The organism is Lachnoclostridium sp. An196, assembly GCF_002160135.1.
In the GTDB taxonomy this organism is placed as follows: Bacteria; Bacillota; Clostridia; order Lachnospirales; family Lachnospiraceae; genus Hominiventricola; species Hominiventricola avistercoris.
In genome coordinates this window covers 1-17102 of record NZ_NFJZ01000007.1, presented here as the reverse complement: position 1 = coordinate 17102, position 17102 = coordinate 1, and the positions used below count along the sequence as shown (strand labels likewise).

Here is a 17102-nt window from a genome sequence, read left to right as displayed (position 1 = left end):
TATTTTGAAAAAACAGGTAGTTTTTTTGAAACAGTTGTAGTATAGTGTATGAGGATTTTCGGAAAGAAGGCTGCACTGTGAAAAAAACGAATGATTTTGGAAAAGATCCTATACCGGTACTGGTCCTGAAAGTATCGGTTCCTTTTATGTTTGCTCAGTTTGTAAACGTGTTCTACAGTATTGTAGATCGTATCTATATAGGAAATATTCCGGTGATTGGAGGGGATTCCCTGGCAGGAGCCGGGGTCTGCGCGCCGATCATCACGCTTTTGTCCTCATTTGGAACCTGGATCGGAATCGGCGGGTCAGTGCTTTTCTCAATTCGTCTGGGAGCGGAGGACCGCAAAGGGGCGGAAAGAATTTTAGCGACCAGCTTTTCTATGCTGATCGGGTTGTCATTGGTTTTGACAGTGGTTTTTTTATTGTGTAAAGAACGTCTCCTGTGGTGGTTTGGCGCCAGTGAAGCTACTTTCGGGTATGCGGATACGTATCTGACAATTTACACTATGGGCACATTTTTTGCGCTGCTTTCCATGGGAATGAATTACTTTATTACTGCTCAGGGTTATCCTTTTCTGGGGATGGCTACGACGCTGATCGGAGCGGTGATCAATATCGTACTGGATCCGGTATTTATTTTTCTCTTCCATATGGATATCGCCGGGGCGGCAATCGCTACGGTGATGGCGCAGATGGCGTCCTGTGCATTTGTTGTGCGGACACTGAAAAGCAAGAGAATGAAGATCCCGGTATGTCTGAAAAAACCGGAGCAGGCTCTTGGAAAACAGATTCTGGCTATTGGCTTTTCGCCGTTTCTGATTCTGGCCACCGATAGTCTGATTATCATAGCGCTTAATGCGGTTTTGCAGTATTATGGAGGAGCGGGATATGGAGATACGCTGATCACGGCGGCAACAATTGTGCAGAGTTATATGCTGCTGATCACGTCTCCCATGCTGGGAGTGACCAGTGGCTCCCAGCCTTTGATCAGCTTTAATTACGGCGCGGGAAAGCCGAAGAGAATCCGGCAGACGGTTTTCTGGGTTCTGCTGCTTTGCATTGGATTTACTGCAACCATGTTTTTTGTGTCCAGAATGCTTCCTCAATATTTTGTAAGAATTTTTACCGGCGTACGGGAATACCAGGAACTGGCGGTATGGGGAATCCAGGTATTTACAATGATGATCATTCCTCTGAGCTTTCAGTATGTATTTGTAGATGCGCTGACGGCGCTTGGCATGACAAAGGTGTCATTGGGGCTTTCGCTGCTTCGCAAATCTTTATATCTGGGAGCTACCTGTGTTCTGCCGTTTTTCTTTGCGGCCCGAGCCGCGTTTTATGCGGAGCCGACGGCAGATGTTTTGTCGGCGATGGTGACGAGCGCGTGTTTTTTAATTATATATAAAAAATATCTGAGCAGGGAGGGGCATCTGCCCGGAGCCGGAAAAGAAAGAAGGAGTGTTTAATGAGTCTTGATAAGGATCGGCTGGATGCATTTGAAAAGATGCTGAAAGCGGTAGAAGAAGATTGTGAAAATGTGGAAAGACAGATGGCAGGGCTGAAAGCGGAGGGAAAGACCAAGTCTGCCACGTACCGCCAGCTGATGGGACGGCATATGAACCTTCAGAATATGCTGGCCATGTACAGAATCTACGGGCTGCTGGATGAGCGATAAACTTGACTGGGAATCTGCATCTGTGGTACAGTATGTGCATGTAGCTTGAATGAATGATGAATGAGCAGAAAGGCTGAGGATATGTCTGAAATAGTTGTAGAAAATCTGTGCAAATCCTACCTGTCCAAAGACGGAAAGGTAGAGGCGCTGAAAAATGTGAATCTGTCCATTGAGGCAGGGGATATTTTCGGAATCATCGGTATGTCAGGAGCGGGTAAAAGTACGCTGGTCCGCTGCATGAATTTTCTGGAGGTTCCGACTCAGGGCCGTGTCCTGATCAAAGGGAAATCCCTGAGCGATTATACAGAAAAGGAATTGAGAAAACAGAGAGAAGAGATCGGTATGATCTTCCAGCATTTCAATCTGCTGATGCAGAAATCTGTGCTTGAGAATGTGTGTTTTCCGCTATATATACAGGGGAAAAAGAAAAAGGAAGCTCACGCGCGGGCTATGGAACTGCTGGAGATTGTAGGACTGACGGATAAAGCGGCGGCTTATCCGGCGCAGTTGTCCGGAGGACAGAAGCAGCGTGTGGCAATCGCCCGGGCGTTGGCATCGGATCCGAAGATTCTGCTCTGTGATGAAGCGACCAGCGCGCTGGATCCGCAGACTACTTACTCAATCCTGGAGCTTTTGAAAGATATTAATGCCCGTTTTGGGATTACGATAGTTATTATCACTCATCAGATGTCTGTGGTGCGCGAGATTTGCCGGAGAGTAGCGATCATGAACGAAGGCGAAGTGGTGGAAGAAGGGCTGGTATCTGAGATTTTCAGCCACCCCAGGTCGGAAGTGGCGAAGGAGCTGATCCGGAAGGACACCGGGGCAGATGTGGAAGACGGACAGAAAGCGGTGCAGCCGGTGATCAAGAGCGGAGAGAAGATCCGGATTGTGTTTACCGCCAATTCTGCATTTGAGCCGGTGATCGCAAATCTGATTCTGACCTTCCATGAGCCGGTAAATATTCTGAAGGCAGATACAAAGAATGTAGGAGGCGTCGCCAAAGGAGAGATGATCCTGCAGTTTATGAAAGACAGTACGCAGGTGGATGCGATGAAGACGCATCTGAAGGAACGCGGACTGGAGATCGGGGAGGTGGACTAGTTATGTGGTCACAGGAAATTATTGATATGTTGATTCAGGGAATTGGAGAGACGCTTTATATGACGATATCCGCTACTGTACTGGGCTATGTATTCGGACTTCCTATGGGAGTGCTGCTGGCAGTTACGGACAAAGACGGGCTGTCGCCCAACGCGGCGGTGTATAAGGTGTTTGACGTGATAGCAAACATTGTCCGCAGTGTGCCGTTCCTGATTCTCCTGATCCTTTTGATCCCTTTCACCCGTGCTCTGGTGGGAAGAAGTTATGGTTCTACGGCGACGATCGTTCCGCTGACGATTGCGGCGATCCCGTTTATCGCCCGTATGGTGGAGTCGTCCGTGAAGGAAGTGGACGCAGGGGTTATCGAGGCGGCCCGTTCCATGGGAGCCAGCAATATGAGGATTATCGTCAAGGTAATGCTGGTGGAGGCAAGAACGTCCCTGATTACGGGCGCGACAATCGCTATCGGCACGATTCTGGGATACTCCGCCATGTCAGGAGCCGTAGGAGGAGGCGGCCTGGGCGATATTGCCGTCCGTTACGGATATCACAGGTATCAGACGGATATTATGTTTGTCACGGTGATCCTGTTGATCATTCTGGTTCAGTTGTTCCAAACGATAGGCATGTATATTGCCTCGCGTTTAGATAAAAGAAAATAGAGGAGGAAAAGATTATGAAAAAGTTAATTGCAGCGTTGCTGACAGGTACGCTGGCGTTCGGCGCTCTGACCGGCTGCGGGAGCAGCAGTACAGAGACTCCGGCACAGGATGGCGCCGCGGAGGAGGCGGCTGGAGATACAGCTGAAGAGTCAGGAGATCTGCAGGCAATCACGGTAGCTGCCAGCGCGACGCCCCATGCAGAGATTCTGGAGCAGGCAAAGCCGCTTCTGGCGGAACAGGGGTATGATCTGCAGGTTACCGTATTTGACGATTATGTACAGCCGAATCTGGTAGTAGACAGCGGTGATTTTGATGCAAACTATTTTCAGCATCTGCAGTATTTGGAAGCATTCAATGAGGAAAGAGGCACAGATCTGGTGAACGCAGGAGGCATTCACTATGAACCGTTTGGAATTTATCCGGGTACGAAGGCAAGCCTTGATGAGCTTTCTGAAGGTGATACGATCGCGGTTCCCAATGATACGACCAATGAGGCAAGAGCTCTGCTGCTTCTTCAGGACAACGGCATTATCACGCTGAAAGAAGGCGTGGGACTGGAAGCTACAGTGACTGATATAGTGGAGAATCCTATGAATGTTGAGATTGTGGAGCTGGAAGCCGCTCAGGTACCGAGGGTCATCGAGGAAACTTCCTATGTGGTTATGAACGGCAACTACGCGCTTCAGGCGGGATATTCTGTGGCAACTGATTCACTGGCTTATGAATCCGCAGATTCTGAAGCATCCCAGACATATGTGAATGTGATCGCGGTAAAGGCTGGAAATGAAGAATCCGACGCGGTCAAAGCTCTGGTAGAAGTGCTGAAATCTGATGACATCAAAACTTATATCAATGATACCTATCAGGGAGCGGTGATCCCGGTAGATTAATTCCGCAGAAAAAGGCCGGAGAAACAGATGCAGTTTGTTTCTCCGGTTTTTTTGATTCAGTTTATTTCTTTTTGTCGCTGTATTTCTTTTGCAGTCTGACAACCAGCCCCGAAAGGGCAAGCAGTGCAAGGGCATTAGGGATCACCATCAGTCCATTGAAGAAATCAGCCAGGGACCATACAAGATCTACTTTCAATGTGGAGCCGATAATGATGAACAGCACTACCAACAAAGAATAGAATTTGGTCGCTTTTGGACCGAACAGGTACTTTACATTAATTTCTGCGAAGAAGTGCCATCCGAGGATGGTGGAAAAAGCGAAGAACAGCAGACAGACGGCGATAAAAATATCTCCGAAGCTGCCCAGGACAGTAGTGAACGCGTATTGGGTCAGGGCGGTACCGTCTTTTCCGCTGGAAAGCACTCCGGTGGTCAGGATGGAAAAAACGGTCAGATTCAGTACGATAAAGGTATCGATAAAGACGCTGATCATAGCTGCCAGTCCCTGCTTGTGGGGATTTTCTACAGTAGCGCGCGCATGTGCATGAGGAGTTGATCCCATACCGGCTTCATTGGAAAAAAGCCCGCGTGCCACACCGTAACGGATTGCGTGCCGGACAGTAATTCCGGCTGCGCCGCCTACAATAGCGGACGGCTGAAACGCGCCTATGAAAATCATACGGAATGCTTCCGGAAGCGCTGTGATATTGCTGACGATGACGATCAGACTGCCGACGATGTAGATACCCGCCATAAGCGGAACTAATTTTTCCACAACAGCAGCCAGACGGTTTGTGCCGCCCAGGAAAATAAATGCTGCGATAACGGCAAGGACAATTCCTACAGCAACCGGCGGAATATTGATATTCCTGGCGGTAAAGACTTCAGAAAATGCAGTGCCGATGGAATTGGACTGAACCATATTCCCCATGAATCCAAGAGCTAATATAATGAAGACAGCAAAGAGCGTCGCGAGAAATTTCCCGAACCGCCCTCTGAAAGCTCCCTGAATATAATAGACGGGGCCTCCGGTAATTTCTCCGTGTTCCACAGTACGAAAGTTCTGGGCCAGCGTTGCCTCGGCGTAAATAGTCGCCATTCCAAAGAAAGCACTGAGCCACATCCAGAAGATGGCGCCGGGACCTCCGCCTACCAGCGCCGTGGCCGCTCCCGCCAGATTGCCGGTACCTACCTGCGCGGCGATAGCAGTCGCTACAGATTGGAAAGAGGTCATCTCTCCTTTTCCTTTTTTTTCTCCTTTCAGACTCAGATTTCCGAATACCTGGCGGAAACCTTCCCCAAATTTTCTGATCTGGATGAATCTCAATCGGATCGTGTAATAGATGCCTGTGCCGCATAAAAGAACGATCAGTATCACGTTCCAGAGAACATCGTTGGCAGAATCCACCATTGTCAAAAGTGTATCCATATTTCATTCCTCCTGTGTGTCGTAAGTGTCCGTTTGAGCCGGACAACTGTATTACTATAACACACTATGCCCGGATTGACAAATTCTTTTTAAAGAACTATAATAGTTCAGAATTAAACAGTTTATATTTGAACGGATGGTGAGAGATGCAGTTTATTTTGGATATTCTGCTGAAATCCAGAGCGGCAGGAAAACTCTATGAGAAAATGTTCGGAAAAATACGGCTGCAGTATGGTATGACACAGCTGGAGATCGATATTCTGGCGTTTTTAAAAAATAATCCCGGACTGGATACTGCCAGCGATATAGTGAATTATCGGATGCTGCCCAAAGCAAACGTATCACAGGCAGTGGAATTCCTGATACAGAAAGGTTTTGTTGGGAGACGGACAGATGAGCAGGACAGAAGGAAGATTCATCTGGAACTGCTGCCGGGTGCAGAGGAAGCGGTGTGCAAGATTCTTGATGCGCAGTCACATTTTTTTGATCTGTTGTTTGAGGGCATGACAGAGAAAGAAAGACAGCAGTATCTGAGCCTGACGCTTCAGATTGCGGAAAATATCAGACGAGAGTGGGAGAGTGAAACACATGGAACAGAATAATGATTTTTTAGGAACAGAACCAATAGGAAAACTTTTATGGAAACTGGCTCTGCCGGCGATCGTGGCACAGGTAATTAATCTTCTGTATAATCTGGTAGACAGAATCTATATCGGACACATGGCCGGCGACGGAGCGCTGGCATTGACAGGAGTAGGGGTTTGCATGCCTGTAATAGTAATTGTGTCCGCTTTTGCGGCTTTGATCAGTCAGGGAAGCGCTCCCAGAGCCTCTATGGCCATGGGGAAGGGAGACAATGACGCTGCGGAAGAAATCCTGGGGAACAGTTTTGTTGTGCAGGTCGTGATCTCCGTGATCCTTACCGTGATACTTTTGCTTTTTAACAGGGATTTTTTGATGCTTTTCGGCGCCAGTGAGAACACGATCGGATATGCTACCGCATATATGAATATTTATGCCGTAGGGACAATATTCGTGCAATTGACGTTGGGAATGAATGCATTTATCACCGCCCAGGGATTTGCCAAGACAGGCATGCTGAGTGTGCTGATCGGCGCGGTATGCAATATTGTTCTGGATCCGGTGTTTATCTATGGGTTTGGCATGGGAGTACAAGGCGCGGCCCTGGCCACGATTTTGTCCCAGGCAGTATCCACAGTATGGGTACTGGCTTTCCTGAATGGAAAAAGGACGATTTTGAAGATTCGACGAAGATATATGCGTCTGAAACCGGATATTGTATTTCCGTGTCTGACATTGGGGTTATCGCCGTTTATCATGCAGTCCAGTGAAAGCGTGATTATGGTCTGTTTCAACGCGTCATTGCTGAAGTATGGAGGAGATATTGCGGTAGGCGCCATGACGATTCTGTCCAGCGCCATGCAGTTTTCCATGCTGCCGCTTCAGGGGCTGGGACAGGGGGCGCAGCCTATTTCCAGCTATAATTTCGGGGCCAGAAATGTGAGCAGAGTAAAAGAAACATTTTATCTGCTGCTGAAAGTCAGCCTGGCATATTCTTTCCTGCTGTGGGGCCTGGTGATGCTTTTCCCGCAGGGATTTGCCATGATATTTTCTTCGGATGCCGAACTGGTGTCTTACACGGCATGGGCGATTCGTATTTATATGGCCGCAATGTGTATTTTTGGTATCCAGATGGCGTGCCAGCTGACATTTATTTCCATAGGAAATGCGAAAGCGTCTATTCTGGTGGCAGTAATGAGGAAATTTATATTGCTTCTGCCCTTGATTTTCCTGCTGCCGCATCTGGTATCCGATCCGGTGACCGGAGTGTATCTGGCAGAACCGGTGGCTGATTTCCTGGCAGTTACATTTACTGCCTGCCTGTTCAGGTATCAGTTCGGAAAAGCGCTTGCGGAACTTAAAAAAGAGGCATAAAATGACGCCGTCATACAGCGTTTTGCATGGCTGTATGGCGGCGTATCTGTATTCGGATGTTTTTTACAGATTCAGTTTGGAGAGCAGAGAACCCAGATTCGTAGAAATCTTTTCACTCTTGGGCAGTCTGTAATCCGTCTTTTCTTCCTGTTCTTCTTCTTTGTGAAGAAGCGCTTTCATGCTGAGGGACAGCTTCCCGTCTTTGATGGCGATGACTTTTACCGTCACAGGGTCTCCCACATTCAGTACTTTCGCGGGAGTCGGGATCCTCTTATCCGAGATCTGGGATACATGTACCAGACCGGACAAACCTCCCTGCAAACGGATAAACGCGCCGTAATCCTTCAGGGTCTCAACCGTTCCTTCCAGCACATCTCCTACCTGGATCTTGTCGAACTCTTCCTGGCGTTTTGCGTCACGTTCTTCTCTCAGGATCTCCCTTGCGGAGAGCACCAGTTTCTTTTTGTCGGGATCAGCGGTGATGACACGGACTTTGATCTTTTTGCCAAGCCATTCGTTCAGATCCTCCACATGTTCCAGAGAAAGGCGGGATGCAGGGATAAATCCGCGTATGCCCTCTACATATGCAACAACACCGGAATTTACGACGCCGCCGATCTTGACGGTCAGTTCCGTTTTGTCATTCAGATATTGTTTCAGGGTAGCCCAGGTGGGATCCAGATCTTCTGCATCGTCTGTGCCTGCTTCTTCCGCAGCTTTGTAGGACGCTTCCAGTTCTTCTGAAAGATCGTCCATAGTCAGTTTTTCGTCCATGGTATTATATCTCCTTTGAATAAATTACTATGCCCCTATTATAGGGATAAATTTCAAGAAAGGCAAATTATTTTTTACGGATTGCATCTTCCGCAGGGCTCATAGCCTTCGGCAATCAGTTCGTCCCGAGTCTGATCCGTGGTTTCGCGGTTCTGGTCTGCGATATCGTCGGCGCTGCTGCAGTCGGGAAGGTGAAATTTCATGGTGTTGGTATTTAATACATATGTCACCTCCTGGTTCAGGGAGGGAGGCGCGGCGGTATCTGCTTCGGAAGGTTCTCCGGATTGCCAGGAATCGGACGGAGAACTGCTCCAGGTGATTTCCTGCCCGTCTGATTCCGCGACGATGGTGCCCTGCTCGTCGGTCCGGAATACGGTGATCCCGTTCTGGCGGAGTTTATTCAGCGTCTCTGCGTGAGGGTGCCCGTAGGAGTTGTCTTCGCCGCAGCTGATTACCGCGTATTCCGGTGATACAGCAGCCAGAAATTCGTCGCTGGTGGAAGTGCTGCTTCCATGATGGCCTGCTTTAAGTACGTCTGCATCCACGTCCGCGCCGGAAGCGAGAATATCTGCTTCGGCCTGGCTTTCCGCATCGCCGGTAAACAGAAAAGAATTTTCTCCGTAATCCAGACGCAGAACAATGGAATTGTTATTGTTGTCGTCATAGCTCTGCACAGGCGCCAATATGGTAAAAGAAGCTTCCCCAAATTCGTAGATATCGCCGGGAGAAGGGTGAACAGCGGATTCACCTTTGGCATTCATTGCCTGTATTACTTCATCGTATGTTTTTGTGTCCGTCTCCGCGTCCGGCATCAGGATGGTATCGCAGCCGAACTTATAGAGGACTACATCCGCGCCGCCAATATGGTCTGAATCCGGATGTGTCAGCACTGCGTAATCCAGATTGTCTATTCCCAGATATTCCAGATAAGACTGGACGGCAGTTCCTTTATCGTTTTCACCTGCGTCGATCAGCATCGCAGAGTCTCCCTGAGTCAGAACAGTACAGTCGCCCTGCCCCACATCAAGAAAATAGACACGGAGGGGATCCGCGTCATCAGAGGATGTATCCGAGATCTCTGTCACAGTTTCCGCATCCGGTGGAGCGGCAGTGTCGGAAAAGCTGCCTGCCGAGCAGCCGGTAAAAGCGGAAAATGCCAGCATCAGGATTAACAGAACGGAAATTGTGGATGTCTTGTTTTTGTTCATAAGTCTTGCTCCATGTTGTTTTTTATATTGCAACAGTTCAGGACATCTTTACCGCCGTCCTGAACCGTTACGATACATTATAGCAGAGGCTCTTTGATTTTTGCAATCCTTTGGGTCTTGTGGTACAATAAAGACAGCAAAAATATTGCTCAGGGAAAAGGGGGATGTATATGAGCAGACGTATCATCACTGTCAGCAGAGAGTTTGGAAGCGGCGGAAGGACGATCGCCAAACTGGTGGCTGACAAACTGGGGTATGAGTATTATGACAAGGATCTGATTGAAAAGATCGCGGAAGGGACCGGTTTTTCCAAAGGGTTTATTGAGAGGTACGGAGAGCAGGCGCCGGGGAACAGTCTTTTCTCCTATGCGTTTCTGGGGCGTACAGTGAATGGCATGGCCATGCAGGATTATATCTGGATGGAGCAGAGAAAGATCATCCTGGATCTGGCGGAGAAAGGAAACTGCGTGATCGTGGGAAGATGCGCGGACTATATCCTGAAAGACCGTGGAGACTGTCTGCATGTGTTTGTCCATGCGCCGCTCAAAGACCGGGCGGAGCGGATTGTACGTCTGTACGGGGAGACTTCCGAGAAGCCGGAAAAGCGTCTGATGGATAAAGACAAAAAGAGAAGCGTCAATTACCGCTACTATACAGACCGGGAATGGGGACTTTCCCAGAATTATCACTTGTGTCTGGACAGCAGCGAATTCGGCATTGAGGGCTGTGTGGACATCATCGTCGAATTGTCCAAATAGAACATACGTAAGAAAGGAAAAGGGATTTGGATATGGCAAAGTACGTGATGGCCCTGGATGCGGGGACGACCAGCAGCCGCTGTATCCTGTTTGACAGACAGGGAAAGATCTGCAGTATGGCACAGAAGGAGTTTAATCAGTATTTTCCCAGACCGGGCTGGGTGGAGCACGACGCGAATGAGATCTGGTCCACTCAGCTTGGAGTGGCGGTGGAGGCCATGCAGAAGATCGGCGCGTCCGCTGCGGACATCGCGGCAATCGGGATTGCCAATCAGAGAGAGACGGCGGTCGTGTGGGACAAAGAGAGCGGCGATCCGATCTGCCATGCGATCGTCTGGCAATGCCGCAGGACTGCCAGGTACTGTGATGAACTGAAGGAAAGAGGAATGGCGGGAAGGATCCGGGAGAAGACGGGGTTGATGGTGGACGCTTATTTTTCCGGCACAAAGGTGAGATGGATCCTGAATCACGTAGCAGGAGCCAGGGAAAAGGCAGAGAAGGGAGAGCTTCTTTTTGGCACCGTGGAAACCTGGCTGATCTGGAAACTGACAAAAGGCGCCGTTCATGTGACGGATTATTCTAATGCGTCGCGTACCATGCTGTTTAATATACAGACACTGGAATGGGACCAGGAGATTTTGGATGAACTTGGAATTCCCCGTTCCATGCTTCCCAGGGCAGTACCGTCCAGTCAGATTTACGGAACCACAGACCCGGGATATCTGGGCGGAGCGATTCCCATCGCAGGAGCTGCCGGAGACCAGCAGGCCGCATTGTTCGGACAGACGTGTTTTTCAGCGGGAGAAGCTAAAAATACTTATGGAACAGGCTGCTTTCTGCTGATGAATACCGGAGAGACGCCGGTTTATTCCGGAAACGGACTGGTCACAACTATTGCCTGGGGGCTGAACGGAAAAGTGAATTATGCGCTGGAGGGATCCATATTTGTGGCTGGAGCGGCGATACAGTGGCTTCGCGACGAACTTCGGCTGATCGACGCCGCATCGGATTCCGAATATATGGCGCAGAAGGTAAAAGACACTAACGGATGCTATGTGGTGCCGGCATTTACAGGTCTTGGAGCGCCTTACTGGGATCAGTACGCCAGAGGAACTATTGTCGGTCTGACCCGGGGAGTGAATAAATGCCATATCATACGCGCGACGCTGGAGTCGATTGCCTATCAGGTATCGGATGTGCTGCAGGCAATGGAAGCGGATTCGGGTATCCGTCTGTCGGCGCTGAAAGTGGATGGAGGAGCCAGCGCCAACGATTTTCTGATGCAGACGCAGGCAGATATTATAGGCGCCCCGGTGAACCGTCCTTCCTGCGTAGAGACTACAGCCATGGGAGCCGCTTATCTGGCAGGTCTGGCAGTGGGGTACTGGAAGGATAAAGAAGAAGTGCGTCAGAACTGGGCGGTGGACCGGATCTTTGCTCCGCAGATGTCCGAAGAGGAGCGGAAGAAGAAGTTAAAAGGCTGGAAAAAAGCGGTGACATATGCATTTCACTGGGCTGAAGAAGATCAGATTTGATACAACAGATCAGATATATCATACCGCTGTCGGGATCCTTTCCCGGCAGCGGTATGATAGTTTCAGGAAAAAACATATTGAATGAACCGGTCTCCGCGGTCTTCGAAGTTTTTGAAAATGCCATAGCTGGCGGCGGCAGGAGACAGGATACAGGCGGAGCCTTTCGGCGTCACTTCTCTGGCGCAGGCGACCGCCTCTTTTAAATCCTTCACAGGATGCAGCCGTTCCGGATGTCGGAAATCCGGATATTCACGATGGATTTCGTCCAGAATGCGTTTTCCGGTGGCTTCCATCAGAATGATGTGCGGCACCTGGTCTTCCGACAGGAAACGGATCAGATCCCCGTAGTCAATTCCACGGTCCATGCCGCCGATCAGGACGCTTCCGACGGACGGAACACTTTTGAGTGCCTGGATTGTGGTGTCACAGATGGTGGAGATGGAGTCGTCGTAGTAACGCACGCCATCCCGGATACCGGCAAAATGCAGCCGGTGGGGGAGAGGCTCATAACTTCTCAGTCCCCGGTCAAAGTCCCTGTCGGAGAGATTCAGTACATGGCAGACAGCGTAGACAAAAGCAATATCCAGATGATTGTGGTGGCCTAAAAGGTGGATATCATCTGCGGGTATCTGATAGCTGTGCTGTCCGTAATGAATGCATGTCCCTGAAAGACGAATATCTGCCTGTACAGATGTATCAGAGACGGTATAGATCTGTGAGAGGCAGGTTCCTTCCGCCGGGAGTACATCCATCCCGCAGAACAACAGATCATCCGGCGTCTGGTGAAAATAAATCTGCTGCTTGGAATGCACATATTTTTCCATGGTGCCGTAATGGTCCAGATGCTCTTCGTGGATATTCAGAAGGACGGCCATATGGGGAGACACATGGATATATTCCAGCTGGTGGCAGGACAGTTCGCAGACAATAGAAGTATCCGGCCCGATCTCTTCTAAAATGTCAAAGGCCGGTATGCCGATATTTCCGGCCAGTACCACATTCTGCCCGCTTTCTTTCAGAATGTGATAGAGCAGGGTAGTGGTAGTACTTTTTCCTTTGGTTCCGGTGATACCGATGATCCGATCCCGATAAGCCTGGAAAAAGATTTCCATCTGGGAAGTGATCAGGCAGGTATATGCCTCCGGATTTTTTGGAAGTACGATACCCGGGCTTTTGAAAACGACATCATAGCGGTCCAGGATATCCAGATAATCAGGACCGGATATTACGGATACGGACGCATTCTCAGGATGAACTTCGTTTTGGTCTGCCACAGTGACAGAAGCCGCGCCTCCCGCCTGCAGCAGGCGGCGCAGCGTGGATTTTCCTTCCCGTCCGTATCCAAGAACCAGGACATTTTTCTGCTTAATCAAAGCATGCAGTAATTTCAGCAAGGCAGTGTTCCTCCATAGCATTCGTCGGATAAAATCTTTAAAAACGCGGACGGCAGCAGATGATTCCTGTCATAGAAAGAATCGTAGTCGTGCCGGTGCGGAAACGCGGATTCAAAAAGCGGCTGCGCGCGGTACCATTTCAGCAGGGCGGGCAGCGCAGCGCCGGAAGTCTCCATCTGTTCGATGGTCAGACAGATGGCAGCGTTTACCTCGTCCCGGCTTCCCACACATTCGAAAGGTTTTTCTTCTGTCAGTCCGGTCAGTTTCTGAAAGTCTTCCAGCATGGATCTGTCTTCCAGCATATCTGTACCGAAAATTTCTGTCAGCCGACTGTGGCTGAGAAATGGTGACAGGATCAGGAAGACGAACAGACATTTCGGACAATGGCCGCACCAGATATCCTGTTTGCTTCCCACGTTGCAGCTGCGGAAGACCTCATGATAAGCAGGGTGCCTTGAAAAATATTCTGCGATCTGGAATTCCGACAGAGGACGGAGCATGCTGAAATAGTAGATGCCGCTCTGTATATATTCTTTCTCGTAATTATGAAAATCCTGCTCAAATTTAAAACTTTTGGAGTACTGATGATTGACGGTACTTCCGGCAACCGTGCTTTCGTTGGCGCTGGCCTCATTGGACAGGGCAATATATTTTAAATTGTGCAGATACGCCGTGATCAGGGAAGAAAAAGCTACAAGCGCGGAGAACGGCGTATGCCCGTTAAGATAACCTTCCTGATTCAGCTCCAGCATCCGTCTGTCCAGGGTGCGTCCGGCATGGATGCTGTCATCTATGGACAGGCCGGAAACACGGACCGTCTCCAGAGTGGCTCCTCTGGGATTAATGATATAGGTTTTCAGTTTCAGGCCGCTTTTTTTCAGCAGTTCAATCGTGCAGGCGGAGTCTTTGCCGCCGCCGATGGGGATCAGACATCCGTCCGCCTCTGAAGCGGGACGGGGAACTCCTGGAAGTTCAGGTGCATCTGCGCGCAGGTTCATAAAAGTATCCGAATCTGCCTGGATCCCGTTGGTATAGAAAAATTCTCCCAGTCCAAGAAAGTACAGATCTTTCCACCAGCGGATCTGTTCCGGAGAAAGAGGACCGCACTGGACTCTGACTTCCGGCGGGCAGGCGATCTTCCAGTAGCTGATCAGTTCTACCATGCCAAGACCAAACAGCATTTTCTGAAGGGTAAGGTTTCCTTCGGCCTGAAGGGGTATAGTATCCTTTTTCGGAAAACGCCAGACAGGATCAAAAGAGGATAATCCGGGGATCTCAAAGTGATAGGTTACCCGCAGTTCGGAGTTTTCATCCTCCACTGTATAATTTTTATACAAAAAGACCGGAAATTCACGCCGGCAGGATTCATAGGTTTTCATAGAAAAGCTCCTTTTTCTGAACATTGTAATAGTTCAGGACGGCACATTTAACGCCTGCTTTTGTCCCCGTTTTTTCGCCGTCCTGAACTGTTACGTTACATTATATCACAGACCGCCCAAAATAGAAAGGCAGCGAAAAAGCATCTGCGGCGGCTTCAGATCAGGCCCTGTGTACGCAGAAACCAGATCCATCCGGTCAACGTTATGGAGGAAAACAGAGTGGCGAGAACGATAATGCTGGAGGTAAGGACTTCATCGTTTCCCATGTTTTTGGCCATGATATAGCAGGAAACTGTAGTGGGAGAGCCAAGCATGATCAGAATCGCTACCAGTTCGCTTCCCCGGAAGCCGAAGCGCAGAGCAACAGGAAAAAAGACAGCCGGAATCCCGATCAGTTTGATGAAGCTGGCAGCCAGTGCGGGCCTCAGCCTGGAGAGTGCCTGGCGTCCCTGGAAGCCGGCTCCGATGGTCAGAAGGGCGATGGGAGTCGCCGTATTGGCTACATAGGAGATGGCTGTGGAGGGAATGGCAGGTATCCGGATATGCAGAAGGGCAAATGGCAGCCCGGCAAGGATGCCCCATATGATAGGATTTTTGGCCACTCCGATGCAGGCGGCGCGGATCTGGGATTTTTTATCCATCCCGATCTGGTCCCTGGAGCCGAAAGTCAGGATCACCACTGACAGGATATTATAAAAAGGGACCGCGGATACGATCATAAGCGGAGCCATACCGGGGGCGCCGTAGATGTTTTGTACGAACGCGATTCCCAGGATGGCGGCGCTTCCTCTGGCGGCGCCCTGGGCGAAGGCTCCTACCATGGATTTATCCCGGATCAGCAGCGCGCTTAGGATCCAGACCGCCAGGAACATGACAATGGTGGAAATCATGCAGAAGAGGATAAAGGCAAGGTCAAAAATCTCTGTAATATCCGCGGTGGCAATATCTTCAAAAAGAAGTACCGGAAGGGCGACTTTAAAGACATATTTATCCGCGATTTTTACAAATTCATCACTGAAAAAATGGACGCGCATGAGAACCCATCCCAGGATCATAACAAGAAAAACGGGCATGGTGGCATTTAAGCTGAATAAAAAAGATTCCATATAGATTACTCCTGTGTTTTGACATAATATTTTTAAGAACGCGTTAAGATGCCCTTCGACCGGATAAATACTTACGGCCGAAGGGCTTCTTTTGTATACAGCTCCATATATGCCGCCTGGCGGCGGGATCAATCAGTATATTTTTTTGGCATGTACGACAAAACGGTTTGCGTCGTTGGAGGTGCAGGTCGATAAAGTGATAACCGAATCACCGGTCCCCACATCTACTCCGGTGTCATATAGAGATGATGCTTTGATCTCATCCAGGAAAGATGCGTAAACATCATCTGCCGCATAACCGATTGTATAAGAAACATCTGTTACCGGAGCTTCATGGCAGGAAAAAATCTGATAACAGTGAGAGCCGTCTTCCAGATCAATATAGATATAAGGATGATTTTCAAAATAACTCTCATTCCTGTAATTTTTCAGTCCCGCAAACATGGAACCGTTTTTCATGTTGTGCCCGTAAATGATCGTGTGCAGATCCGAAAAATCCGGGCTGTTGGCATGTTCTATGAAGATACTGCCGCTGCGGCTTTCTTCTTTCCGGAAGGTATGAGTCAGATAATATACATTGTCCGAGGTATGTACCAGGGGATAACTGATCACAGTGCCGGGGATCTCAATCCATCCCACCGCGTCGGAGTTGATCTGCTGTAAAGAAGTCAGGTCGATACGTTCCATGGGAACTGTAATCTGTTCTGTGGTCTCCCCGTCTTCCGTTTCTACAGTCTCTGTCTCCGCTTCATCCGGGGATACCGGCTCTTCCAGTACATACTGGCGAAGATCTTCATATTCTTTATCTGCCGCGCTGTATCCAGTAAAAATATTTACCAGTTTCCAGATGCTGAAGATTAATAGGCAGGCCGCCAGGCCCAGGCCCAATCCCAAGAGCAGATATCGGATGCGCCGTCTGCGTGCCGCTTCCCGTCTGCGCTGTTTTTGTGCAGCGGTGAGCCGACTGCCTGTTCGGGAAGAAGTGCGTGATGCGCGTGTCTGCGGTGAAACCGCCTTTTTATGATTCATTTTTTTTCTCGTCTTTCGTTCCATAATATCACCGCTTTTATTCTACCAGATACAGGGTGAAAAAGCCAGCGAAAAAAACGACAGCCGCATTAAGCCAAAAATGAAATTTTAAATTCCACCTCTTCTACGGGTAGTAGCGTTTACTTCTGCACAGTTGATATTTACTCTTTCATACATCCATGGTATGGTTATCTCTCCTTCTG

General features: G+C 49.3%; 16 protein-coding genes. 9 read left to right on the top strand and 7 right to left on the bottom strand.

The genetic code is table 11. The annotated features are described in order from the left end of the window. Window positions 1-77: 77 nt before the first annotated feature. The 5 genes from B5F29_RS09280 (at window position 78) to B5F29_RS09260 (ending at window position 4331) form a co-directional block, all read left to right on the top strand. Complete coding sequence (locus B5F29_RS09280) at window positions 78-1466, top strand: MATE family efflux transporter (RefSeq protein WP_087154357.1); 1389 nt, start codon at window positions 78-80, stop codon at window positions 1464-1466. Then, window positions 1466-1675 carry a hypothetical protein gene (locus B5F29_RS09275; RefSeq protein WP_087154356.1) on the top strand — a complete coding sequence of 70 codons (210 nt, stop codon included), beginning with the start codon at window positions 1466-1468 and terminating at the stop codon, window positions 1673-1675. Before B5F29_RS09280 ends, B5F29_RS09275 begins: the two co-directional genes overlap by 1 nt. A gap of 81 nt (window positions 1676-1756) precedes the next feature. Further along, window positions 1757-2779: a methionine ABC transporter ATP-binding protein gene (locus B5F29_RS09270; protein ID WP_087154495.1), complete on the top strand. Its 1023-nt coding sequence runs from the start codon at window positions 1757-1759 to the stop codon at window positions 2777-2779. 2 nt (window positions 2780-2781) lie between these two features. After that, the gene (locus tag B5F29_RS09265; RefSeq protein WP_087154355.1) at window positions 2782-3441 is read left to right on the top strand and encodes a methionine ABC transporter permease; all 660 of its coding nucleotides are present in this window, start codon (window positions 2782-2784) and stop codon (window positions 3439-3441) included. A 14-nt stretch (window positions 3442-3455) separates the two neighbouring features. Next, entirely contained in the window at window positions 3456-4331 is an 876-nt protein-coding gene (locus B5F29_RS09260) for a MetQ/NlpA family ABC transporter substrate-binding protein (protein ID WP_087154354.1), read from the top strand. A 61-nt stretch (window positions 4332-4392) separates the two neighbouring features. Here the strand turns inward: B5F29_RS09260 and B5F29_RS09255 are convergent, their stop codons facing one another. Then, complete coding sequence (locus B5F29_RS09255) at window positions 4393-5760, bottom strand: alanine/glycine:cation symporter family protein (RefSeq protein WP_087154353.1); 1368 nt, start codon at window positions 5758-5760, stop codon at window positions 4393-4395. Between the two features lie 146 nt (window positions 5761-5906). On the opposite strand from B5F29_RS09255, the gene B5F29_RS09250 reads away from it, so the two are divergent. After that, entirely contained in the window at window positions 5907-6362 is a 456-nt protein-coding gene (locus tag B5F29_RS09250) for a MarR family winged helix-turn-helix transcriptional regulator (RefSeq protein WP_087154352.1), read from the top strand. After that, entirely contained in the window at window positions 6349-7716 is a 1368-nt protein-coding gene (locus B5F29_RS09245; protein ID WP_087154351.1) for an MATE family efflux transporter, read from the top strand. Before B5F29_RS09250 ends, B5F29_RS09245 begins: the two co-directional genes overlap by 14 nt. A 63-nt stretch (window positions 7717-7779) precedes the next feature. Here B5F29_RS09245 and B5F29_RS09240 read toward each other — a convergent pair whose 3' ends face one another. Further along, window positions 7780-8490, bottom strand: a complete 711-nt coding sequence (locus B5F29_RS09240; protein WP_087154350.1) for a S1 RNA-binding domain-containing protein — start codon at window positions 8488-8490, stop codon at window positions 7780-7782. Between the two features lie 74 nt (window positions 8491-8564). Continuing rightward, entirely contained in the window at window positions 8565-9698 is a 1134-nt protein-coding gene (locus B5F29_RS09235) for a ComEC/Rec2 family competence protein (RefSeq protein WP_087154349.1), read from the bottom strand. 170 nt (window positions 9699-9868) lie between these two features. On the opposite strand from B5F29_RS09235, the gene B5F29_RS09230 reads away from it, so the two are divergent. Next, window positions 9869-10456: a cytidylate kinase-like family protein gene (locus tag B5F29_RS09230; protein ID WP_087154348.1), complete on the top strand. Its 588-nt coding sequence runs from the start codon at window positions 9869-9871 to the stop codon at window positions 10454-10456. Window positions 10457-10488: 32 nt separating this feature from the next. Then, on the top strand, window positions 10489-11991 hold the full coding sequence (gene glpK, locus B5F29_RS09225) for a glycerol kinase GlpK (RefSeq protein WP_087154494.1): 1503 nt from the start codon (window positions 10489-10491) through the stop codon (window positions 11989-11991). A 62-nt stretch (window positions 11992-12053) separates the two neighbouring features. Here the strand turns inward: glpK and murD are convergent, their stop codons facing one another. The 4 genes from murD to srtB all read right to left on the bottom strand — a co-directional run bounded on the left by murD (window position 12054) and on the right by srtB (window position 16899). Beyond that, the gene (murD, locus tag B5F29_RS09220) at window positions 12054-13385 is read right to left on the bottom strand and encodes a UDP-N-acetylmuramoyl-L-alanine--D-glutamate ligase (RefSeq protein WP_087154347.1); all 1332 of its coding nucleotides are present in this window, start codon (window positions 13383-13385) and stop codon (window positions 12054-12056) included. Beyond that, on the bottom strand, window positions 13379-14764 hold the full coding sequence (locus B5F29_RS09215; protein ID WP_087154346.1) for a hypothetical protein: 1386 nt from the start codon (window positions 14762-14764) through the stop codon (window positions 13379-13381). Before B5F29_RS09215 ends, murD begins: the two co-directional genes overlap by 7 nt. A 155-nt stretch (window positions 14765-14919) precedes the next feature. Beyond that, entirely contained in the window at window positions 14920-15870 is a 951-nt protein-coding gene (locus B5F29_RS09210) for an AEC family transporter (RefSeq protein WP_087154345.1), read from the bottom strand. 132 nt (window positions 15871-16002) lie between these two features. Continuing rightward, window positions 16003-16899 (bottom strand): class B sortase, encoded by an 897-nt coding sequence (gene srtB / locus B5F29_RS09205; RefSeq protein WP_162608398.1) that lies wholly within the window; start codon window positions 16897-16899, stop codon window positions 16003-16005. Window positions 16900-17102: the final 203 nt, after the last annotated feature.

Excerpts from the sequence above, each read along its gene's own strand:
- B5F29_RS09275 (WP_087154356.1), top strand. The coding sequence starts at position 1,466 with ATGAGTCTTGATAAGGATCGGCTGGATGCATTTGAAAAGATGCTGAAA.
- B5F29_RS09270 (WP_087154495.1), top strand. The coding sequence starts at position 1,757 with ATGTCTGAAATAGTTGTAGAAAATCTGTGCAAATCCTACCTGTCCAAA.
- B5F29_RS09265 (WP_087154355.1), top strand. The coding sequence starts at position 2,782 with ATGTGGTCACAGGAAATTATTGATATGTTGATTCAGGGAATTGGAGAG.
- B5F29_RS09260 (WP_087154354.1), top strand. The coding sequence starts at position 3,456 with ATGAAAAAGTTAATTGCAGCGTTGCTGACAGGTACGCTGGCGTTCGGC.
- B5F29_RS09255 (WP_087154353.1), bottom strand. The coding sequence starts at position 5,760 with ATGGATACACTTTTGACAATGGTGGATTCTGCCAACGATGTTCTCTGG.
- B5F29_RS09250 (WP_087154352.1), top strand. The coding sequence starts at position 5,907 with ATGCAGTTTATTTTGGATATTCTGCTGAAATCCAGAGCGGCAGGAAAA.
- B5F29_RS09245 (WP_087154351.1), top strand. The coding sequence starts at position 6,349 with ATGGAACAGAATAATGATTTTTTAGGAACAGAACCAATAGGAAAACTT.
- B5F29_RS09240 (WP_087154350.1), bottom strand. The coding sequence starts at position 8,490 with ATGGACGAAAAACTGACTATGGACGATCTTTCAGAAGAACTGGAAGCG.
- B5F29_RS09235 (WP_087154349.1), bottom strand. The coding sequence starts at position 9,698 with ATGAACAAAAACAAGACATCCACAATTTCCGTTCTGTTAATCCTGATG.
- B5F29_RS09230 (WP_087154348.1), top strand. The coding sequence starts at position 9,869 with ATGAGCAGACGTATCATCACTGTCAGCAGAGAGTTTGGAAGCGGCGGA.
- glpK (WP_087154494.1), top strand. The coding sequence starts at position 10,489 with ATGGCAAAGTACGTGATGGCCCTGGATGCGGGGACGACCAGCAGCCGC.
- B5F29_RS09215 (WP_087154346.1), bottom strand. The coding sequence starts at position 14,764 with ATGAAAACCTATGAATCCTGCCGGCGTGAATTTCCGGTCTTTTTGTAT.
- B5F29_RS09210 (WP_087154345.1), bottom strand. The coding sequence starts at position 15,870 with ATGGAATCTTTTTTATTCAGCTTAAATGCCACCATGCCCGTTTTTCTT.
- srtB (WP_162608398.1), bottom strand. The coding sequence starts at position 16,899 with ATGAATCATAAAAAGGCGGTTTCACCGCAGACACGCGCATCACGCACT.